This is a genomic window from Streptomyces sp. NPDC001606 (assembly GCF_053596835.1).
Genome location: NZ_JBSFHC010000034.1, coordinates 1 through 20,900, shown reverse-complemented (window position 1 = coordinate 20,900; position 20,900 = coordinate 1). Strand labels below are relative to the sequence as shown.

Sequence of the window (20,900 nt, the reverse complement as noted above, 5' to 3'; positions counted from 1 at the left end):
CACGCATGACAGCTGACGCATTGACGGACGTCGCCGGCGTACGCGTGGGGCATGCCACGCACCGCGGGGACGGCTGGCTCACCGGCACCACGGTCGTGCTCGCTCCGGAGGGGGGCGCGGTCGCCGCGGTGGACGTCCGCGGGGGCGGCCCCGGCACCAAGGAGACCGACGCGCTCGACCCGCGCAACGTGGTGCAGAAGGTCGACGCCGTGGTCCTGACCGGGGGCAGCGCGTACGGGCTGGACGCCGCTTCCGGTGTGATGGCCTGGCTGGAGGAGCGGGGGCGCGGCGTGCGGGTGGGGGCGGACCCGGCGCATGTGGTGCCGGTGGTGCCCGCCGCGTGCGTCTTCGACCTGGGCCGCGGGGGCGACTTCCGGGCGCGGCCGTCCGCGGCGACGGGCCGTGCGGCCGTGGAGGCGGCAGCGGCCGAGGAGCCGGGCGGCCGGGTGCCCGAGGGGTGTGTCGGGGCCGGCACGGGCGCCGTGGCGGGGCGGCTCAAGGGCGGGGTGGGCACGGCGAGCGCGGTGCTCGCTTCGGGGGTCACCGTGGGCGCCCTGGTGGTCGTGAACGCGGCAGGGTCGGTGGTGGACCCGGAGACGGGGGCGCTGTACGGGGAGTTGGGGCAGGGGCGGGTGAGGTATCCGGAGGAAAGCGTGCACGAGGCCGCGTGCCGGCGCCTCGACGAGGCCGCGGCCGAGAACGCCCCGCCGCCGCTCAACACGACGCTCGCGGTGGTCGCGACGGACGCGGACCTGACGAAGGCGCAGGCGCAGAAGCTGGCGGGGACGGCGCACGACGGCATCGCGCGCGCCGTGCGGCCGGTGCATCTGCTGCACGACGGGGACACGGTGTTCGCCCTGGCGACCGGTGCTCGCCCGCTGGACGCGCACCCCCTCGCGCTCAACGACGTCCTCGCCGCGGGGGCGGATCTGGTGACGCGCGCGATCGTACGGGCCGTCCGCGCGGCGGAGTCGGTTGCGGGGGCGGGGGGCGGGTGGCCGTCGTACGAGGAGTTGTACGGACGGCCGTAGCGGGAGTAATGATGGGAAGTACCGTCTGGGCGGCGGATTTTGAGTCCGCGTCGGCTCGCACGGGAACATTCGGCGCGGCCGGCGCGTTTTACCGGCGCACGTTTTCTCGGATCCCGGACACGATGTCCGACCGAGGGGCTACGGTATGCACCCACAAGGTGACATGCAGCAACGCCGGGAGAAGCCTTGAGCGTTCCGTACGAGACGGCAGCGTACGAACCAGCCGAGTCGCCCGAGTCTCCTGAGGAGCATCTCGCGCGACTCCTCGGCCGTGCCCTGAACTCGTTCGAGTTGCCCGACGAGGTGCTGGGGCAGCTCGACTGCGCGCTGGCGCACGACAGTTCCCTGCACTCGGCGCACCACAGCGCGGGGCTGCACCGGGAGACGTACCGGCACACCTGGCTGCTCGCCGACGGCTCGGCGGTCACGCTGTGGGAGCTGGTGCACAACACCGTGCCGGGCGGCGCCCCCGAGCACGAGGTGTATGTGGACGAGGAGGAGGTGCAGACGGCCGCGGCGCGGCTCGGACTGCCGCCGGACTCCCCCGAGCTGGAGCTGCCCGAGCTGATGCTGCTGTGGGCGATTCCCGAGCCCCGGCACATGTTCGCCGCGGACGACTCGCCGGACCACGCGCGCCGGCTCCTGCGCCGGGCGGAGAACGCCGACCGCCCGGGCGCGGAGACGGCGGCGCTGCTGGCCACGGCGACGGCCCACGAGATCACGCAGGCGTTCGGGCGCCCGGGGCGCGCCGGGCGGGCCGGGCTGAGCTACGCGCTGTACGAGCACGCGTTCCTGCTGCCGGACGGCAGCGTGGTCTCCCTCTGGGAGGTCGAGCACACGGCGACGCCGGACGGCCGGCACATGTGCGAGGTCTATATGTCGGAGGACGCGGCCAGGGACGCGATGGAACGGCGCGCGGCGCGGCAGGGGTAGCGCGGCGGCGGCCCGGCGCGTTCCCGCGTACGCGGGGTGCGGGTGGGGTCAGCCGCCTGCGAGTCGGCGTATCAGGCCTGCGAAGGCGGCCTGTTCCGCGGGGGTCAGTTCGACGGACTCCAGCGGCGGGCCGACCGGCCTCTGCCGGGGCAGCGCCGGAAGCGGCGGGGTGACGCGCCGGGCGGCGGCCCGGTGGCCGGCGCGGCGCACCAGCCGCGTCAGCACGACGGCCCAGACGACGGCCGTCACAGCGAGGACGGTCACGCCGAACAGCAGAAGAGTCGAGGCGTGCGCAGGCATGAACCCCAGTACACATCACGGTCCGGGACTTTGGCCCCGGACCGTGATGTATCTCGCAGGTGCCGTGAACAACTCACAGCGCATCAAAGGGACAAGACGCAGTGCGCGGGGTCAGGCGGCCACCGGCTGCTTGGACTCCTTCGACGCGGTGGACGGACCGGACGCGGGGTCGGCGGCCGGGGATCCCGGGGCCGGCTTGCGCATCCCCTTCAGAAGGATCACCAGGGCCGTGGTGGCGCAGACGCCGGCGGCGATGGCGATCAGGTAGAGGAACGGGTTGCCGATCAGCGGGACCACGAAGATGCCGCCGTGCGGGGCGCGCAGGGTGGCGCCGAAGGCCATCGACAGCGCGCCGGTGATCGCACCGCCCACCATGGCGGACGGGATGACCCGCAGCGGGTCGCCCGCGGCGAACGGGATCGCGCCCTCGGAGATGAAGGAGGCGCCCAGCACCCAGGCGGCCTTGCCGTTCTCGCGCTCGGTCTGGGTGAAGAGCTTGCCGCGCACGGTGGTGGCCAGGGCCATCGCCAGCGGCGGGACCATGCCGGCCGCCATCACCGCGGCCATGATCTTCATCGCGGAGTCACTGGGGTTGGCGACGGCGATGCCCGCGGTGGCGAAGGTGTAGGCGACCTTGTTGACCGGGCCGCCCAGGTCGAAGCACATCATCAGGCCGAGCAGGGCGCCGAGGAGGACGGCGTTGGTGCCGGTGAGGCCGCTCAGCCAGTCGGTGAGCCCCTTCTGGGCGCTGGCGATGGGCTTGCCGATCACGACGAACATCAGGAACCCGACGAGCGCCGAGGAGATCAGCGGTATCACCACCACCGGCATGATGCCGCGCAACGCCGCCGGGATCGGCACCCGCTGGATGGCGAGGACCACGCCGCCGGCGATGAGACCGGCCGCGAGGCCGCCGAGGAAGCCGGCGTTGATGGTCAGTGAGATCGCGCCGCCCACGAAGCCGGGGACGAGTCCGGGGCGGTCGGCCATGCCGTAGGCGATGTAGCCGGCCAGGACCGGGACGAGGAAGCCGAAGGCCACGACGCCGATCTGGAACAGCAGGGCGCCCCAGCTGTCGGCCTGGGTCCACAGGAAGTGGTCCATCACCGAGGGGGCCTTGTTGATCTTGTAGCCGCCGATCGCGAAGCCGAGGGCGATGAGGAGGCCGCCCGCGGCGACGAACGGGACCATGTAGCTCACGCCGGACATGAGCCACTTGCGGAGCTTGCTGCCGTAGCCCTCGGTGGAGTCGCCGCCGCGCTCGACCGGGGTGCCGCCGGACGCGGCCGCCGGGGCGCTCGCCTCGCCGCGCGCCGCCTTCTCGCGGACCTCGGCGATGAGTTCGGCGGGACGGTTGATGGCCGCCTTCACCCCGACGTCGACGGTCGCCTTGCCGGCGAAGCGGTCCTTGTCGCGGACGGGGACGTCATGCGCGAAGATCACGCCGTCCGCCGCGGCGATCACCTCCGGGTGCAGCCGGGTGAAGCCGGCCGAGCCCTGGGTCTCCACGAAGAGTTCGATCCCGGCCTCACGGCTCGCGTTCTCCAGGGACTCGGCCGCCATGTAGGTGTGGGCGATACCGGTCGGGCAGGAGGTGACGGCGACGATGCGGAAGGGGCGGTTCTCGGCGGCCGTCTGGCCCGCCGCGGCGTCGGCGGAGGCCGCCGCCGACGCCGCAGCGGTGTCTTCGGGGGCACCGCTCACGGCGCCCTGAGCGGGTTCGCCCTGCGCGGGTTCGCCCTGCGCGGACCCGCCCTCCTCCGGCGCGCTCTGCGCCGGCGACGGCTGCTCGTCGCCCCGGATCAGTGCCGCCGCCGTCTGCGGGTCGGACACCGCCCGCAGCGCCGAGGTGAATTCGGCGTTCATCAGCTGGCGGGCCAGGGAGGACAGGATCGTCAGGTGGGCGTCGTCGGCGCCGGCGGGGGCGGCGATCAGGAAGATCAGGTCGGCGGGGCCGTCGGGCGCGCCGAAGTCGATGCCGGCGGCGCTGCGGCCGAAGGCAAGGGTCGGCTCGGTGGCGTGGGCGCTGCGGCAGTGCGGGATGCCGATGCCGCCGTCGAGCCCGGTCGGCATCTGGGCCTCACGGGCGGCCACGTCGGCGAGGAAGCCCTCCAGGTCGGTCACCCGGCCCTGGGCCACCATGCGCTCGGCGAGGGCGCGCGCCGCCGCTTCCTTGGTATCGGCGGACAGGTCGAGATCGACCAGGTCCGCGGTGATCATGTCGCTCATCGCGGGCTCCTATGCACGCGTATCGCCCGTGGGGAGAGGTGGGCGGAAGGTGGGGACGGGGGTGCTGCGGGGAGGTGGGGCGGAACGGGTGGCGGTGGCGGGTAACGGGGAGTACCGCCACGACCAGGCGAGCGGAGCGGTCGCCGCCGGCGGGGTGCGCCGAGTCATCACCGGCTCTGTCGGGTGACCGTTGCGGGGGGTCATGACACCGGCTCCGTCAGGGCGCGGTCGAGGGGGATGTCGGCCGTGACGGTGACCGCGGACGGGTCGAGGTCGGCGGGGGTCGGCATGACGCTGCCGGGGAGCCCGACGGCGGCGGCGCCGTGGGCGACGGCGGAGGCGAGCGCTTCCGGGCCGGTGCCGCCGGCGACGAGGAAGCCGGCGAGGGAGGAGTCGCCGGCGCCCACATTGCTGCGGACGGCGTCCACGCGGGCGCTGCCGAACCAGGCGCCGGTGTCCTCCACGAGGAGCTGGCCGTCGGCGCCCAGGCTCGCGAGTACGGCGTGTGCGCCCATCGCGCGCACCTCCTCGGCCGCCTTGAGCGCGTCGCCCACGGTGGCCAGGGGGCGCCCGACGGCTTCCGCCAGCTCCTCGGCGTTGGGCTTCACCACATCGGGCCGCGCGCGCAGCGCCTCCAGCAGGGCACGACCCGAGGTGTCCAGGGCGATGCGCGCACCACCGGCGTGCGCTCGCGTGACCACATCGGCGTACCAGGAGGGCGCGAGCCCCCGGGGCAGGCTGCCGCAGCAGGCGATCCAGTCGGCGTCGCGGGAGTGGACGCGGACGGTGTCCAGGAGGAGTTCCTGTTCCGCCTCGGACAGTTCCGGGCCCGGCGCGTTGATCTTGGTGAGCACCCCGTCGGACTCCGCGAGCGCGATGTTGGAGCGGGTGGCGCCGACGACCGGGACCGGGGCGACCTCGATGCCCTGCGCGTCGAGCAGTTCGGCCACGAGCGCCCCCGGCGCGCCGCCCAGGGGCAGCACGGCGACCGTGCGCCGTCCGGCGGCCGCGACGGCGCGCGAGACGTTCACGCCCTTGCCGCCGGGGTCCATGCGCTCGCCGGTGGCGCGGATGACCTCGCCGCGCTCCAGGGAGGGGACCTCGTAGGTGCGGTCGAGGGAGGGGTTGGGGGTGACGGTGAGGATCATGCGCGCACTACTTCCGTGCCGCCGCGCTCGATGGCGGCGGTGTCTTCGGGGCTCAGCCCGCTGTCGGTGATCAGCAGGTCCACATCGCTCAGGTCGCCGAAGCGGGCGAAGTGCTCCTGGCCGTGCTTGGAGGAGTCGGCGAGGAGGACCACCCGGCGGGCGGCGGCGACCGCGGCCCGTTTGACCGCCGCCTCCGCGAGGTCGGGGGTGGTGAGGCCGTGCTCGGCGGAGTAGCCGTTGGCCGCCACGAGGAGGACGTCGGCGCGGATCTCGCCGTACGCGCGGAGCGCCCAGGCGTCCACGGCGGCGCGCGTGCGATGCCGGACCCGGCCGCCGACCAGGTGGAGCTGGATGCCCGGGTGGTCGGCGAGGCGGGCGGCGATGGGCAGGCTGTGCGTGACGACGGTGAGGGAGGCCTCCAGCGGGATCGCGGCGGCGACGCGTGCCACCGTCGTACCGGCGTCGAGGATCACCGTGCCCTCGGTGGGCAGTTCGGCGACGGCCGCCTTGGCGATGCGGTCCTTCTCGTCGGCGGCGGTGGACTCGCGCTCGGCGAGGTCGGGCTCGAAGTCGAGGCGGCCGACCGGGATGGCGCCGCCGTGCACCCGGCGGACGAGGCCGGCGCGGTCGAGGGCCTTCAGGTCCCGGCGGATGGTCTCCGCGGTGACCTGGAACTCCTCGGCCAGCGACAGCACGTCCACGCGGCCGCCGTCACGGGCGATCCGGAGGATCTCCTGCTGCCGTTCCGGTGCGTACATGCCGGTCGCCTCCGCCTGCTTCCTGTCCGAGCACTTCCGGATCATGTCCGAACGTGTGGTTTCACTCGGAGACTACGCCCGGATTTCCGGGAAGTAAACAGGTTCGGGCCTGGATCAGGCATGAACGGGCATGGATGGGCGTGGACAGACGTCGGGGCCGGGTGCGCATGGCGCCCCGGCCCCTCCTTCCGTGCCTGATCAGGGCAGCAGTGCCGGCTCCCGCTCCGGGGCCGGAAGGTCCGCTTCCGCTCCTTCCACATGCTGGGACGGGCGCTTCGGCAGCGCGGACATCAGCAGCAGGATCGCGGCCATGATCCCGGCGACCCACCACAGCGCGTGCTCGAAGGCGTGCACGAAGGCCGGGCGGACCTGGGTCGGGGCGAGCTGGTCGCCGATCTCGCCGAAGAACACCACCGAGACGAGGCCGAGCCCGAGCGCGTTGCCCATCTGCTGCACCGTGTTGATCAGGCCCGACGCCGAACCGGCGTGCTCCCGCGGCACTTCCGAGAGCACCGCGTCGGTCAGCGGGGCGACGATGAGACCCATCCCGGCGCCCATCACGACCAGCGGGAGGGCCATCTGCCAGGAGGCGATGGCGAGGCCGTAGCGGTGCGACGCGGCGATGTAGAGGAGGAGGCCCACCACCATGAGCAGCGCCCCCGCCTGGAGGACCTTGCGGCCGAAGCGCGGGACCAGCTGCTGCACGGACAGCCCGGCCGCGACGGACACCGCGAGCGAGAACGGCACCCCGGTCAGCCCGGCGTGCAGCGGGCTCCAGCCCAGGCCGATCTGCATGTACAGCGTCCACACCAGGAAGAAGATGCCGAGCGCGACACCGAAGACGGTCTGTACGGCGATACCGGCGGCGAAGCTCTTCACGCGGAACAGGGAGAGTTCGACGAGCGGGGAGCCGTCGCGGGCCGCCTTGCGCCGCTCGTACACCACCAGCGCCGCGAAGACGACGAACGCGCCGGCCATCAAGCCGTAGCCCCACAGCGGCCAGCCCAGCTCGCGACCGCGGGTGAGCGGGTAGAGCAGCATCAACAGGCCCAGCGAGACCAGGGCGACCCCGACGAGGTCCAGCTTCAGCGCCCTGGGCGCCTTCGACTCGGTGATGAAGCGGCGGCCCAGCGCCCAGGCGAGGATGCCGACGGGCAGGTTGATGAGGAAGATGGGGCGCCAGTGCAGGCCGAACAGGTTCCACTGCGTCAGCAGCGCGCCGAGCAGCGGCCCGGAGACCGCGCCCAGGCCGACGACCGCGCCGAACAGGCCGAACACCTTGCCGCGTTCATGGGCCGGGAAGGTCGCGTGCACGATCGACAGCACCTGCGGCACCATCATCGCCGCCATGCCGCCCTGGAGGAGGCGGGCGGCGACCAGCATCTCCGGGTTCACCGCGAAGCCGCACAGCGCGGAGGCGAGGGTGAAGCCGCCGACGCCGATGAGGAAGAGCCGGCGCCGGCCGTGGATGTCGCCGAGGCGGCCGCCGGTGATCAGGCCCGCGGCGAAGGCGAGGGCGTAGCCGGCGGTTATCCACTGGATCTGACCGACCGAGGCGTGGGCGGTTCGCTCGATGGAGGGGATGGCGATGTTGACGATCGTCACGTCCACCAGGTCCATGAAGGCTGCGGTCATGACGATGGCCAGGGCCAGCCATCGGGTTCGGTCGGGAGAGGGGGAGGGCGAGGGGACGTGGCTCATGTCCGTAAAGCTACGTCCCCACTAGGCCAGATCGTGACCTATTTATGCGGCATGCTCGTCGGCATGACGACCGACACTCCTGCGCGGCTGCTTCAGCTCCTCTCGCTGCTCCAGACTCCCCGTGAGTGGCCCGGCGGGGAGCTGGCCGACCGGCTGCGGGTGTCCCGGCGGACCGTGCGGCGGGACATCGAACGGCTCCGGGAACTGGGTTACCCGGTGCAGGCCACGAAGGGCGCGGACGGCGGGTACCGGCTGGTCGCGGGCAAGGCGATGCCGCCGCTCGTACTGGACGACGAGGAGGCGGTGGCGATCGCGGTGGGGCTGCGGGCCGGTGCCGGGCATGCGGTGGCGGGCGTGGACGAGGCCTCGGTACGGGCCCTGGCCAAGCTGGAGCAGGTGCTGCCCGCCCGGCTGCGCCACCGGGTCTCCACACTCCAGGCCGCGACGACCCCGCTGACCAGCGGTGACGGTGCGAGCATCGCGCCGGAGACGCTGACCGTGATGGCCTCGACGGTGGCCGGGCGGGAGCGGCTGCGGTTCGCCTACCGCGACCGGGAGGGCGGCGAGACCCGGCGGCTGACGGAGCCGCACCGGCTGGTGTCGACCGGCCGGCGCTGGTACCTGGTCGCCTACGACCTCGACCGCGCGGACTGGCGCACCTTCCGGGTGGACCGGGTGAGCGAGCCGTTCGCGACCGGAGTCCGCTTCGAGGAGCGGGAGTTGCCGACCGGGAGCGCGGCGGAGTTCCTGCGGCGGTCGCTCCAACGGCAGCAGGAGACCTACGGCTTCGAGGTGCGGTTCACCGCTCCGGCGGAACGCGTGTCGGCGCGGGTACCGGCCTGGCTCGGGGTGCCGGAGGACGACGGCGCCGGCGGCTGCGTCCTGCGCGGCAGCACCGGCGACCCCGTGGAGTGGCTGGCGGTACGGCTGGCGATGACGGGGGAGGACTTCCAGGTCCGATCGCCTGCCGAACTGGTCGTACAAGTACGGGAGTTGGGCGAGCGGATGCTGCGGGCGGGGGGCGCGGGCGACTGACGGCTGGCGGCTGGCGGCTGGCGGCTGGCGGCTGGCGGGGAGCCGCTACGGCCTTTCGGGTCGACCCGGGCCGGGTTCCGTGACCCACTGGAAGTCCCGCAGCGTCCGCAGGTTGGCCAGGGCCAGGGCTGCGGGGCCGTCGGGGCCGGTGGGCGGGGCCGGGGTGGCGGCCCAGGATTCCACGGCCACGCGTACGGCGGCGCCGGCCACGGCAGCGGCGAAGCGGAGGGAGGGAGTGGTCGCGAGGGGAGGCTCCGGCGGGGAGGCAACGTTGTCTCCCGCGGCCAGGCGCTCCGCGAGGGTCTGCGCCAGCGCGCCTTCCGAGGCCTGACCCACCTCGGCCCAGACCTTGCGCAGGGCGGGGCTGGTGTCGGTCAGGCGGATCAGGGTGCGGACCCATTCCCAGGAGGCGGCCGAGACGCCCACCCCGGGCGTGAGGGTCTCCAGGACGGCGTGTTCCAGCGCCTCGGGGACACCGAGGTGCGCCGGGGCGGTGCGGACCGCTTCCGTCCAGCGCTGGGCGCCCGCCGCGTAGAGCGGGGCCACCGCTTCCTCCTTGGTGGCGAAATAGCGGTAGAAGGTGCGGGGTGCGATGCCCGCCGTGTGGGCGATGTCCTCGGCGCGAGTGGCCCTAAGGCCCTGCCGGACGAAGAGGGCGGCCGCCGCGCGGGCGATCTCCATCCGGGTCTCGGCCTTGCGGCGTTCGGTGAGGGAGACCGGCTTGGCGGGGGAAAACGGCTGGTCGGCGGGGCTGGGGGTGGTGCTCATCCGGGCAGGCTATGCCCGTGTGGCAGAATCTGCCATCCAGGCGGTCCACCCCGGGGTTCAGGTACGGGGTGGACCGCCTTTCCAGTTCCGTTCCGGTGCGGTCCGGCCATGCGGAAGTTCCGTTCCGGTGGGGTCCGGCCATGCGGAAGCCGGGCCTCGGCGCCCGGGGGGGGGTGGGCGCCGAGGCCCGGCTCGGGGAAGGTCCCGCCGCCGGGGGGGGGATTGCGTCGGGACGTGGTTCGCGTGGGCCGGCTGGCCCAGGTGCGTGTGGGGATGGGCCGGGCCGGGGGGTGGGTGGCTGGGTGCGAGTGGCTCAGGTGCGGGTGGGGAGTGCGGTTGCCCGGGCCCGCTCGGGGGCCCGGAAGGGTTGTTCCCGCGGGCCCGGGACTTGAAGCGACGGGACCACGCCATGTTTGCGCCGTCTTCAGCCACCGGGCGTACGCGGCCGCCGCGGGCGCACGCCCGCCACGCCCGCCACGTCCGCCGCCCCACGGCCCCTCACACCCGCCAGGCTCGGCACACCCTCCGGCCGGGAACCCCGGCGCCCGTCACGCCGCCGCGTCGAACCCGGTGTCGCGGGCCAGCTTCTTCAGTTCGAGCAGGGCGTGCTTCTCGATCTGGCGGATCCGCTCGCGGGTCAGGCCGTGCTCCTTGCCGACCTCGGTCAGGGTGCGCTCGCGGCCGTCCTCGATGCCGTACCGCATCTTGATGATGGAGGCCGTGCGCTGGTCCAGGCGGCCGATCAGGTCGTCCAGTTCCTCGCTGCGCAGCAGGGTCATGACGGACTGCTCGGGGGAGACCGCCGAGGTGTCCTCCAGCAGGTCCCCGAACTGGGTCTCGCCCTCGTCGTCCACCGACATGTTCAGCGAGACCGGGTCGCGGGCCCAGTCCAGGACGTCGATGACGCGCTCCGGGGTGGCGCCCAGCTCGGCGGCGATCTCCGCGGGCTCCGGGTCGCGGCCGTTCTCCCGGTTGAACTCGCGCTGCACGCGCCGGATGCGGCCCAGCTCCTCCACGAGGTGCACGGGGAGCCGGATGGTGCGCGACTGGTCGGCGATGGAGCGGGTGATGGCCTGCCGGATCCACCAGGTGGCGTACGTCGAGAACTTGAAGCCCTTGCGGTAGTCGAACTTCTCGACCGCGCGCACCAGGCCGGCGTTGCCCTCCTGGATCAGGTCGAGCAGGGGCAGACCGCTGCGCGGGTAGCGCCGGGCCACCGCCACGACCAGACGGAGGTTGGAGCGGATGAAGACATCCTTGGCCCGCTCGCCGGCCTCGACCAGCGCCAGCAGCTCCTCGCGGGTGGCGTCGGACGCCGTCTCCTCGAATCCGTCGAGGACCTGCTGTGCGAAGACACCCGCCTCGATGGTCTGGGACAGCTCGACCTCTTTCGCGGCGTCGAGCAGCGGCGTCCGCGCGATCTCGTCGAGGTACATGCCGACCAGGTCGCGGTCCGCGATCTCGCCGCCATGGGCGCGAACACTGCTTGCCGAGTCGGCCGTCTCGCCGGTGGCGGACTGACGACGGGCGACGGCACGGGTTGCCATGCGTGCTCCCTTGCGATGGTGGGCGGGTGGTCCTGCGGACGCTCGGCACCGGCGGGGGCAGCCTCCGGGACTTCGAGACTCACCGAGTGCCCTGCATCCGTGGGAAACAACGACTGGAATCCGGACAGAATTCCCAACCCGCCCCTCGATTTTTCTGATCATGCAGTACCCTGTCCGCCCCACAAGGAGGCGGGATGACGCCGGAGCCCACAGAGGTGCAGGTCAGGCCGGGAGTCGAGGGGGATCTCACTGCCCTCACGGCGATCTACAACCACTATGTACGTGAGACGGCCATCACATTCGACATCGAGACGTTCACTCCGGAAGAGCGCCGCCCCTGGCTGCTCTCCCACCCGGAAGACGGCCCGTACCGGCTGATGGTTGCCACCGAGCGGGACTCACAGCGGATTCTGGGGTACGCCACATCGAGCCCCTACCGGCCGAAGCCCGCGTACGTGACCTCGGTGGAGACGTCGGTGTACGTCGCCCCGGAAGCCGGCCGGCGCGGCGTCGGCACGCTGCTCTACGACGCCCTGTTCACGGCGCTCGCCGGCGAGGACGTGCACCGGGCCTACGCCGGGATCGCCCGGCCGAACGAGGCCTCGGAGCGGCTGCACGCCCGGTTCGGCTTCCGGCACGTGGGCACGTACCGCGAGGTCGGCCGCAAGTTCGGCCGCTACTGGGACGTGGCCTGGTACGAGCGGGAGCTGTAGCGGCGAGGCGCGGCCGGCCCTCGGGTCAGCCGAACTGCACCGAGCGCTTCGCCATGCCGCCCCAGAAGCCGTCGATCACCGACTTCTGCGTGTCCAGCTCGCCGCTCACCTCGGCCGCGCCCATGGTGACGAAGAGCGGGGCGAAGTGCTCGGTGCGCGGGTGGGCGTAGCGGCCGGCCGGGGCCTTGTTCAGGAAGTCCAGCAGGGCGTCCCAGTCGCGGGCCTCCAGGGCGCGCCGGCCCCAGTCGTCGAACTCGGACGACCAGCGGGGCACCCCGCCCGAGTAGCGCAGGGCTGCGAGGTTGTGGGTGAAGAAGCCGGAGCCGACGATCAGCACGCCCTCGTCGCGCAGCGGCGCGAGCCTGCGGCCGATCTCCATCAGCCGCACCGGGTCGAGGGTCGGCATGGAGACCTGGAGCACGGGGATGTCCGCGTCCGGGAACATCTCGACGAGGGGGACGTAGGCGCCGTGGTCGAGGCCGCGGTCGGGGATGTCCTGGACCGGGGTGCCGGGGGCGCGCAGCAGCTTGCGGACGGACTCGGCCAGCTCGGGGGCGCCGGGGGCGGGGTAGGTGACCCGGTAATAGTGGTCGGGGAAGCCCCAGAAGTCGTAGACGAGCGGGACGGGCTCCACCGCGCCGAGGGCGAGCGGGGCCTCCTCCCAGTGGGCGGAGACCATGAGGATCGCCGTGGGCCGGGGCAGGTCGGCGGACCAGGCGGCGAGCTGGCCGGGCCAGACCGGGTCGTCGGCGAGCGGCGGGGCTCCATGGCTGAGGTAGAGGGCGGGCATGCGCTGCGGGGCGGGGGCAGACATCGCGGCGGCTCCAGTTGCTTTAAGTCTCAAGCTTCAGGTCCGAGCATATGTCCGACTTGTTTAAGTTTCAAGGAGGGATTTCGTACAGTGGACCCATGAACACGGCACCGGACTCCGCCGCACAGCACCGCTGGCTCACCGACGAGGAACAGCGCGTCTGGCGCGCGTACCTGCACGCCACCACCCTGCTGGAGGACCACCTCGACCGGCAGCTGCAACGCGACGCGGGCATGCCGCACATCTACTACGGCCTGCTCGTCGGGCTCGCGGAGGCGCCGCGCCGGCGGCTGCGGATGACCGAGCTGGCCATGAAGGCGAAGATCACCCGGTCCCGGCTGTCGCACGCCGTCGCCCGGCTGGAGAAGAACGGCTGGGTACGGCGCGAGGACTGCCCCTCCGACAAGCGCGGCCAGTTCGCGGTGCTCACCGACGAGGGCGCCGAGGTGTTGCGGCGCACCGCTCCCGGCCATGTGGGCGCGGTGCGGCAGGCCCTGTTCGACCGGCTGAGCCCGGATCAGCAGAAGGCCCTCGGCGAGATCATGGAGATCGTCGCCGAGGGCCTCCAGCCCGACGGGGAGGGCGCGGACCTTCCCTGGCTGCGCTAGGGCTGGGTCACCTCCCCCGGGCTCAGTGGGCCAGCACCGGGACCGGCACCTCGTCCTCGAGGGACTCGTCGGACTCGCCGGGGCCGCCGGAGGCCACCGGGGTGGTGCCGGGGCGGCCGGCGTTGACGAAGGTGAAGGCGATCAGGGCGGCGAGGCCCAGGATGCCGACGGCGAACCAGATCGCGGCGGTGTAGCCGTGCACCATGCCCTGGAGCCGCACCAGCTCCGCCTGCGGCTTCGCGGTGGCACCGGCGATGTGCCCCTTGACGTACGACGTGGTCGCGGAGGCGGCGATGGTGTTGAGCAGGGCGGTGCCGATCGCGCCGCCCACCTGCTGCGAGGTGTTGACCATCGCGGAGGCGACACCGGCGTCCCGGGGCTGGACGCCCTGGGTGGCCAGGGACATGGCCGGCATGAACGCCGTACCCATGCCGAGGCCGAGCAGCAGCATCGCGGGCAGCAGCAGGGTGCCGTAGGAGGAGTCGATCCGCAGCTGGGTCAGCAGCAGCATGCCGAGGCCGGCGGAGAGGAAGCCGGGGCCCATCAGCAGCCGGGCCGGGACCCGGGTCATCAGACGGGTGCCGATCTGCGTCGAGCCGGTGATCATGCCGGCCACCATCGGCAGGAAGGCGAAGCCCGTCTTGACCGGCGAGTAGCCCTTCACGACCTGGAGGTAGTAGGTCAGGAAGAGGAACAGGCCGAACATGCCGATGATCGCGAGGCCCAGCGAGAGATAGATACCGCCGCGGTTGCGGTCGGTCACCACGCGCAGCGGCAGCAGCGGGGCCTTGACCCGGGACTCCACGACGGCGAAGGAGACCAGCAGGACCGCCGACGCGACGAACATCGCGACGGTGACGGTGTCGCCCCAGCCGTCGGACTCGGCCCGGGTGAAGCCGTAGACCAGCGCGACCAGGCCGAGCGTGGACAGGATCACGCCGGGGACGTCGAGCGGGGAGCGGTTGCGGCCGCCCTGCGGCTCGCGCACCACGAGGAAGGCGCCGGCCGCGGCGACGGCGGCGAACGGGAGGTTCACGAAGAAGGTCCAGCGCCAGTTCAGGTACTCGGTGAGGAATCCGCCGAGGATCAGGCCGACGGCACCGCCGCCGCCCGCGATGGCGCCGTAGATGCCGAACGCCTTGGCCCGCTCCTTGGCGTCGGTGAACATCACGGCGAGCAGGGACAGCGCGGCCGGGGCGAGCAGCGCGCCGAAGACGCCCTGGAGGGCGCGGGCGCCGAACATCATGGCGCCGGTGGTGGCGGCACCGCCGAGCGCGGAGGCGGCGGCGAAGCCGGCCAGGCCGACGAGGAAGGCGCGCTTGCGGCCCCACTTGTCGGCGATACGGCCGCCGAAGAGCAGCAGACCGCCGAAGGCGAGGGCGTAGGCGGTGACGACCCACTGCCGGTTGCCGTCGGTGATGCCGAGGTCGTGCTGGGCGGAGGGGAGGGCGATGTTCACGATCGTCGCGTCGAGGACGACCATCAGCTGGGCGAGCGCGATGAAGACGAGCGCCTTCCAGCGGTTGGCGTCGCCGCCGGTCCGCGGGGTGGCGACGGACGCCTTGAGGGGCGTTTCAGGCATGGGGGTATCCACTTCGGGACTTGGGACGTGCAGAAGATCGGGGAGATATCAGGGGAAAAATGCCGAGAAATCGGCTGGAGGAAGGTGAAGGGAGGAGGGAGGGCCGCCGGGGGGTGGTCAGCCGGCGCGGATCAGGGGAGGCGCAGTTCCTCCAGGGTCACGGAGGCACCCGGCAGGGCGGAACGGGCGGGGGCTCGCAGGCCGTCCAGGAACAGCTGGAGATGACGGTGGACGAACCGGTCGCCGCGCCCGCAGTCCGTGCCGGCCGGAGGCCGGCTCAGCTGGGCCACGACGATCAGCAGGTCACCGACCCCCACATCGGCCCGGAGCCGCCCGGCCGCCACCGCCCGCTCCATGATCTGCGCCACGAGCCGTTCGACGCGCTCGCTGGCGGCCACCAGGTCGGGATGGTGCTGGTCGAAGGTGCTGGAGATCATCGGACACAGCGCGCTGATCCGCTCGTCGGCGGCGGTGTGCACGAAGTGCTCCAGGGCGGCGAAGGCGTCCCCGGTCTCCGCGAGGGCCGCCTCGGCCGCCTCGGCCGTACGGTCCATCACGGAGCAGACGACCTCGCGGACGAGGGCGTCGCGGTCGGGGAAGTTGCGGTACACCGTGGCGTTGCCGACGCCGGCCCGGCGGGCGATCTCGTCGAACGGCACGTCCGGGCCGTGCTCGACGAACATCTCCCGGGCCGCGGTGACGATCCGCTCCCGGTTGCGCAGGGCGTCGGCGCGGGGCCGGGGCACCTTGCGCGCTGCGGGGGCGGTGGCGGTCGACACGGCGTACTCCTCTGACTGACGGGGGCGATCCGGGGAGCCAGTCCCCGTTTCGCTCGGACAGAGGGGTAAACGGGGAGACAGTCCCCGGTTATTTCCCGCCCCCGCGAAGAAGTCGCGTGTCCTGCGTCACACGCGCGGTGCGCCGGGATTCACCCCCGTGCGGACCGGCTTTCCCACGATCGGCCTCCTCCAGCGCGCGTGCCCCGTCCCCTCGACCCAGGGTGATCGCAAGGGTGCAGCCGGAGACCGGCGGCTGCCGTGGAGCGAGAGGTCCATGCATGCAGCCGAAGCCGCCGGCACCGCGCCGTACACCTCTCTCTTCCCTGCTGTCCTCGCCGCGTGCCGTGCGCGGGCGGGGGCTGCGCGGGGGCCTGTGCCGGATACGCCGGCCGCGCCCGCGTCCCTCCGGGGTGTCCCGCGGCCGCGCGCGAAGCCGTATACGCCCGCGCCGTGTGGCCGCGCTCGCCGTGGTGACCGCACTGACCCTGACGGTCAGCACCTCGGCCGGGACCGGACACCTCACGGCGCCCACCACCGCCGGGCCCATCGGCCTGGCCCGCGCCTCCGCGTTCTCGCCCTGCCTGATCCGCGGCGGCCCGGAGGTGCAGATGACCGAGGGGCTCCCCACCCCGCACGGCTACTCCCGCTCCACCGGCACGGTGCACGCCCTGACCCTGATGGTCGACTTCCCCGACGCGCCCGGACCGGGCAGCGCGATGGACCGCTTCCACGAGTTCTTCCCGCAGACCCAGGAGTGGTTCCGCACGGCGTCGTACGGCCGCCTCGACTACCGCCCGGAGACCCCGATCACCGGCTGGCTGCGGATGCCGAGGACGTTCCGGTCGTACGGCATAGAGCGCGGCGCGCCCTTCGACCCCGGCTACCGGCAGCTGGTCCAGGACATCGTTGCCGCCGCCGACCCCACGGTGGACTTCCGCGCGTACGACCTGCTGAACGTGCTGGTCACCCCGAACGCCGGGCCGTCCGCGCTGGACACCGTGCTGTCCGTGACCTTCGCCGGGAACGCCGACGCGCCGGTCGCCGACGGGGTGCCCATCGCCAACGCGTCGTTCGTCTACTCGCGCCAGGACGACGGTTCCGGTTCCTATGCCCGCACCGGCTTCCGGGTGCTGCCGCACGAGAACGGCCACACCCTGGGGCTGCCCGACCTGTACACCCAGGAGGGCGGGAGCGCGGTGGGGCACTGGGACATCATGAGCGAGGACTGGGGGGCCGACAACGATCTGCTCGCCTGGCACAAGTGGAAGCTGGGGTGGCTGGACGCCGCGCAGGTCGGATGCCCGGTGACGGCCGGCAGCACGGACTACATGCTGACGCCGGTGTGGAAGACGGGCGGCGGGAAACTGGTGATCGTGCCGGTCGACGGGCACAGCGTCTACGCGCTGGAGGTACGGACGCCGGGCGGCAACGACGAGGTGGTGTGCCGGCCGGGGGTCCTCGTCTACAAGGTCGACGCGGGCGTGGACACCGGGCGGGGGCCGATCACCGTGTACGACGCACACCCCGCGAGCGGCGGCTGCACGCGCAGCCCGAACGTCCACACGGAACTCTCCGACGCCCCCTACTCCCCCGGCGAGACCTTCCGGGACCCCCGGCATCGCCTCACCGTCCAGGTGATCAGCGGCGACGCGGAGGGCAACTACCGGGTGCGGGTGACGCGGGAGTAGGGAGCGGTTCGTCAGGAGTGGGGCAGTGGGAAGGTGTTGAGGTGCTCCTCGGGCAGCGGGGTGGTTCGCCAGCCCAGGCGGACGGCCGTGTCCTGGAGGCGTCTGCCGCCGAGCGGCAGATAGGCGGCGGGGGCGACGGAGACGGTGCCCGGTACGACGACCCGCAGGACGTGCATGCCCGCGGCGGCCGCCTCCGGGGTGGTGAGGTCCACGGTGACGACGTCGTGGCCGGCGGCGGCGACCCGGTCCACCAGCTCGGCCGCCGAGAGGCGCTGCGGCCGGCCGGTCCAGCCGCCCTCGGGCAGGTCCCAGGCCCAGGGGGCGCAGCGGGCGGCGGCGCGCGGGTCGAGGTGGAGCTGCTGCTGGCAGATCTGCTCGACCACGTCCGACCAGTCCGGCCGGTAGTCGTCCAGGTAACGGCGGTCCTGCCGCCAGGGCTTGAGCGGTGACGGCCGTCCCGGGGTGTCCATCCGGGTCGCGGGGTCGGCCAGCACCCGGGAGGTGATCTGGAGGGTGTGCGCCTCGGCGAGCGCCTTGGCCGCGGCCTCCTCCTCGTCGGCGCGGGCGGCGCAGCCGTAGGTGAGCCAGCCCTCGGCGGTGCTGCGCACCCCGGCGGCGATGACCGGCAGGCCGAACTCGTTGTCGACGCGGACGAGCCGCATCTCGAAGGTGTCCTCGGCGCCCTCGCCGAGGGCGCGCAGCCGGTCCGTCGGGGGCAGCGCGGGCAGCGGTACGGCATTGGCCCACCACACGGCGACGGCGTCCCGCTCGATGATCTCCTCCAGCCCGGACAGCAGGGCGAAGTCCGCGGTGGGACCCGCGGCGATGCCGCCGATCACGGGGAAGGAGTAGTACGGCTCGGGGTGCGGGTGCGGCATGTGCGGCCACGCGGTGTACACGAGGAAGGCGGGCACGAGGACGGGCTCGCCGTCGACGGCGCTGCGGCCCTCCACCCAGTGCGCGGGCGAGTCGGTCCGGAAGGGCTGGAAGGGGAAGCCGGGCGTGGCGTACTGGCGGTCGGAGTGCAGCGCCAGGGTGCGCGGGTCGAGCGCCCGCAGTCCGCGCCGGGTCAGCTGCTCATGGGTGCCGTACACCGGGTGTGCGGGCGGGCAGGCGCCGCAGTGGCGTTCGACGGCCTCGCCCTCCGCGGAGCGGCGGGCCTGTTCCGGGTCGGTCCAGGAGGTGCCGAAGGAGTGCCGTTCGGCGTGCCAGGGCAGCCGGTCGGTGACGTCCCGCAGCTCGGAGACGGCCAGGTGGAGGCGGGGTGGGGTGCCGCCGTACCCGGTGAAGGTCTGCGTCCCGGTGACGAAGGCGGACAGCGGGGCCGGCCGGGGGCCGGAGCCCGGCACCGGACGGTCGACACCGTCCGGGCCGGGCTTCGAGGGAGCGCTGGTCTGCATTCCGCTTACGCGGCGTAGGCCGGGACGCAGTTGGTCGGCGCGAACGCCGGAGCACAGGTGTTGGGCGCGAACGCCGGGGCACAGGTGTTCGGGGCGAAGGCGGAGACACAGGTGTTGGGCGCGAACGCCGGCGCGCAGGTGTTCGGGGCGAAGGCGGACACGCAGGTGTTGGGCGCGAACGCCGGGGCGCACGTGTTCGGCGCGAAGGCCGGGGCGCAGGTGTTCGGCGCGAAGGCGGACACGCAGGTGTTGGGCGCGATGTGGCTCATGTCGGGTTCCTCTCGACGGTGTTGTCCGTAAGGGATTCGGTCGTGCTTGACGTGCCTTTTTCGGTGGTGCCTCCCCGTGCGGCGGACCGCGCGGGGAAGTTCTCGGGTCGCGGCCGCGTTCCGTCCGCGGCGCGCAGGAGCAGGGCGCATCCGGCGCCGACCGCGCCGCCCGCCAGCACGCACCCGGTCCACAGCGCACCCGGGCCGGCGTGCGCGAGCAGCCAGGTGCCGCCGGCCGGTCCGACGAAGGCGGCGGCCGACCAGGCGCCGGCGTACACGCCCTGGTAGCGGCCCCGTTGGTGGACGGGGGCCAGCCCGGCGGCGACGGCGCCCGCCATCGGCGCGAAGAGCATCTCGCCGGCCGTCCAGACGACCACCGTGGCCGCGTACGCCAGGGTGCCCCGGGCCAGGCCGGTCAGGCCGAAGCCGACGCCCGCCAGGACGGCGCCGGCGAGCAGCACCAGGCCGCGCGGGCCCTTGCCGGCCAGCTTGCTGACGGGCAGTTGGAAGACCGCGATGAGCAGGGCGTTCAGCGCCATCAGCAGGGCGAAGACCCCAGGGGTGTGCCCGTGTGCGGTGACGACGACGGGCAGCGCCGCCGACCGCTGCTCGTACACGGCGGCGAAGATCAGGGTGCACAGGACGAAGCACAGGAAGCGGAGGTCCTTGCGCAGCGGCAGCGACGGGTGCGCATCCGCGCCGTGCCCCTCCCCCGCCGGGCACGCCGGGGACGCCGTGGACGCCGTGGACGCCGAAGGGGTTCGGGCCGGGCGGGTCTCGGGGACCTTGACCAGGACGAGCGCGCCGCACAGCAGGGTGGTCGCCGCGTCGGCGAGGAACAGCGCGGTGTAGCCGTGCTCGACCAGCAGGCCGGCGAGCACGGCGGAGACCGCGGTGCCGGTGTTGACGGCCCAGTAGTTGTAGGCGAAGGCGCGCGGCCGGTCGGCGGCGGCGACCACGTCGGCGATCGACGCGGAGGCGGCCGGCCGGACCGCGGCGGCGCCGAACCCCGCCCCGAACGCGGCCGCGCTCACGACCGCCGGCGCGGTACCGGTGCCGAGCGCGACCATGCTCAGCGCGGTGGCGCAGTGCCCGGCGAACATCGTCGGGCGGCGCCCGACCCGGTCGGCGAGCACGCCGCCGACCGCGGACCCCGCGATCGCCCCGGCGCCGAGCAGCGAGACCACGAAGCCCGCGGAGGACACGGAGTAGCCGCGGGCCTGGGTGAGGGAGAGGACGAGGATCGGCCCGGTGAACGCGCCGAGCCAGTTGATCAGCAGACCGGTCCAGATCCACCAGTACGCGCGGGGAAGATTCCGCGGACCACCGCTCATAATTCCCCTCCGCATTCCGCGTCCTGTCAGCCGGTCGCCGGAAATCCTCTTTCTCCGGACCCCGCATCGTCAATGAATGCGGCGACAGAAATGCGTCAATCAACTACAGGGAATGGCGGGTAATTTCAGGAGCATTACAGGGGAATTCAAAGTGGAAAGGATTAGTTCCGCACCGTCCAGGTGTCGCCGCCTGCCAGGAGTGCGGCGAGGTCGCCCTTGCCGTGTTGTTCGACGGCGGTGTCGAGTTGGTCGGCCATGGCGGTGTC

19 protein-coding genes are annotated in these 20,900 nt (G+C 73.0%); 6 read left to right on the top strand and 13 right to left on the bottom strand.

Annotated features, from left to right (window positions below):
* The first annotated feature begins 5 nt into the window (after positions 1-5).
* Both ACWCV9_RS36465 and ACWCV9_RS36460 read left to right on the top strand, forming a co-directional pair.
* Complete coding sequence (locus ACWCV9_RS36465) at positions 6-1,031, top strand: P1 family peptidase (protein WP_450793180.1); 1,026 nt, start codon at positions 6-8, stop codon at positions 1,029-1,031.
* Positions 1,032-1,217: 186 nt separating this feature from the next.
* Positions 1,218-1,964, top strand: a complete 747-nt coding sequence (locus tag ACWCV9_RS36460; RefSeq protein WP_450793179.1) for a DUF6227 family protein — start codon at positions 1,218-1,220, stop codon at positions 1,962-1,964.
* Positions 1,965-2,012: 48 nt separating this feature from the next.
* Here ACWCV9_RS36460 and ACWCV9_RS36455 read toward each other — a convergent pair whose 3' ends face one another.
* The 5 genes from ACWCV9_RS36455 to ACWCV9_RS36435 form a co-directional block, all read right to left on the bottom strand.
* On the bottom strand, positions 2,013-2,264 hold the full coding sequence (locus ACWCV9_RS36455; protein WP_450793177.1) for a hypothetical protein: 252 nt from the start codon (positions 2,262-2,264) through the stop codon (positions 2,013-2,015).
* 111 nt (positions 2,265-2,375) lie between these two features.
* Positions 2,376-4,493 (bottom strand): PTS fructose transporter subunit IIABC, encoded by a 2,118-nt coding sequence (locus ACWCV9_RS36450; RefSeq protein ID WP_450793175.1) that lies wholly within the window; start codon positions 4,491-4,493, stop codon positions 2,376-2,378.
* A 200-nt stretch (positions 4,494-4,693) separates the two neighbouring features.
* Positions 4,694-5,641 carry a 1-phosphofructokinase gene (gene pfkB / locus ACWCV9_RS36445; protein ID WP_450793173.1) on the bottom strand — a complete coding sequence of 316 codons (948 nt, stop codon included), beginning with the start codon at positions 5,639-5,641 and terminating at the stop codon, positions 4,694-4,696.
* Positions 5,638-6,399 carry a DeoR/GlpR family DNA-binding transcription regulator gene (locus tag ACWCV9_RS36440; RefSeq protein ID WP_385845060.1) on the bottom strand — a complete coding sequence of 254 codons (762 nt, stop codon included), beginning with the start codon at positions 6,397-6,399 and terminating at the stop codon, positions 5,638-5,640. The genes pfkB and ACWCV9_RS36440 overlap by 4 nt, the downstream gene beginning before the upstream one ends.
* Positions 6,400-6,597: 198 nt before the next feature.
* Positions 6,598-8,100, bottom strand: coding sequence for an MFS transporter (locus tag ACWCV9_RS36435; RefSeq protein ID WP_450793171.1), 1,503 nt, complete (start codon positions 8,098-8,100; stop codon positions 6,598-6,600).
* A 63-nt stretch (positions 8,101-8,163) separates the two neighbouring features.
* On the opposite strand from ACWCV9_RS36435, the gene ACWCV9_RS36430 reads away from it, so the two are divergent.
* On the top strand, positions 8,164-9,135 hold the full coding sequence (locus tag ACWCV9_RS36430; protein ID WP_450793169.1) for a helix-turn-helix transcriptional regulator: 972 nt from the start codon (positions 8,164-8,166) through the stop codon (positions 9,133-9,135).
* 45 nt (positions 9,136-9,180) lie between these two features.
* Here ACWCV9_RS36430 and ACWCV9_RS36425 read toward each other — a convergent pair whose 3' ends face one another.
* Positions 9,181-9,903: a TetR/AcrR family transcriptional regulator gene (locus tag ACWCV9_RS36425; RefSeq protein ID WP_450793168.1), complete on the bottom strand. Its 723-nt coding sequence runs from the start codon at positions 9,901-9,903 to the stop codon at positions 9,181-9,183.
* Positions 9,904-10,451: 548 nt separating this feature from the next.
* Positions 10,452-11,450 carry a sigma-70 family RNA polymerase sigma factor gene (locus tag ACWCV9_RS36420; RefSeq protein ID WP_450793166.1) on the bottom strand — a complete coding sequence of 333 codons (999 nt, stop codon included), beginning with the start codon at positions 11,448-11,450 and terminating at the stop codon, positions 10,452-10,454.
* A gap of 194 nt (positions 11,451-11,644) precedes the next feature.
* Between ACWCV9_RS36420 and ACWCV9_RS36415 the strand changes: the two genes are divergently transcribed.
* Positions 11,645-12,163, top strand: a complete 519-nt coding sequence (locus tag ACWCV9_RS36415; RefSeq protein WP_450793164.1) for an N-acetyltransferase family protein — start codon at positions 11,645-11,647, stop codon at positions 12,161-12,163.
* A 25-nt stretch (positions 12,164-12,188) separates the two neighbouring features.
* On the opposite strand, the gene ACWCV9_RS36410 is transcribed toward ACWCV9_RS36415, so the two are convergent.
* On the bottom strand, positions 12,189-12,977 hold the full coding sequence (locus ACWCV9_RS36410) for a dioxygenase family protein (protein ID WP_450793162.1): 789 nt from the start codon (positions 12,975-12,977) through the stop codon (positions 12,189-12,191).
* A gap of 95 nt (positions 12,978-13,072) precedes the next feature.
* On the opposite strand from ACWCV9_RS36410, the gene ACWCV9_RS36405 reads away from it, so the two are divergent.
* A complete protein-coding gene (locus tag ACWCV9_RS36405) occupies positions 13,073-13,582 on the top strand; it encodes a MarR family winged helix-turn-helix transcriptional regulator (protein ID WP_450793160.1) in 510 nt (169 codons plus the stop codon).
* Between the two features lie 22 nt (positions 13,583-13,604).
* Here the strand turns inward: ACWCV9_RS36405 and ACWCV9_RS36400 are convergent, their stop codons facing one another.
* Together ACWCV9_RS36400 and ACWCV9_RS36395 are read right to left on the bottom strand one after the other, a co-directional pair.
* Complete coding sequence (locus ACWCV9_RS36400; RefSeq protein WP_450793159.1) at positions 13,605-15,164, bottom strand: MFS transporter; 1,560 nt, start codon at positions 15,162-15,164, stop codon at positions 13,605-13,607.
* Positions 15,165-15,295: 131 nt separating this feature from the next.
* Complete coding sequence (locus ACWCV9_RS36395; protein ID WP_450793157.1) at positions 15,296-15,943, bottom strand: TetR/AcrR family transcriptional regulator; 648 nt, start codon at positions 15,941-15,943, stop codon at positions 15,296-15,298.
* A gap of 452 nt (positions 15,944-16,395) precedes the next feature.
* Between ACWCV9_RS36395 and ACWCV9_RS36390 the strand changes: the two genes are divergently transcribed.
* A complete protein-coding gene (locus ACWCV9_RS36390) occupies positions 16,396-17,631 on the top strand; it encodes a M6 family metalloprotease domain-containing protein (protein WP_450793156.1) in 1,236 nt (411 codons plus the stop codon).
* 11 nt (positions 17,632-17,642) lie between these two features.
* On the opposite strand, the gene ACWCV9_RS36385 is transcribed toward ACWCV9_RS36390, so the two are convergent.
* Genes ACWCV9_RS36385 through ACWCV9_RS36375 form a run of 3 tightly spaced genes read right to left on the bottom strand, consistent with a single transcriptional unit; the run spans position 17,643 to position 20,634 of the window.
* Positions 17,643-19,031 (bottom strand): YcaO-like family protein, encoded by a 1,389-nt coding sequence (locus ACWCV9_RS36385; protein WP_450793155.1) that lies wholly within the window; start codon positions 19,029-19,031, stop codon positions 17,643-17,645.
* Positions 19,032-19,036: 5 nt separating this feature from the next.
* Entirely contained in the window at positions 19,037-19,300 is a 264-nt protein-coding gene (locus ACWCV9_RS36380) for a hypothetical protein (RefSeq protein WP_450793153.1), read from the bottom strand.
* Positions 19,297-20,634, bottom strand: a complete 1,338-nt coding sequence (locus ACWCV9_RS36375; protein WP_450793151.1) for an MDR family MFS transporter — start codon at positions 20,632-20,634, stop codon at positions 19,297-19,299. The genes ACWCV9_RS36380 and ACWCV9_RS36375 overlap by 4 nt, the downstream gene beginning before the upstream one ends.
* Positions 20,635-20,900 lie beyond the last annotated feature (266 nt).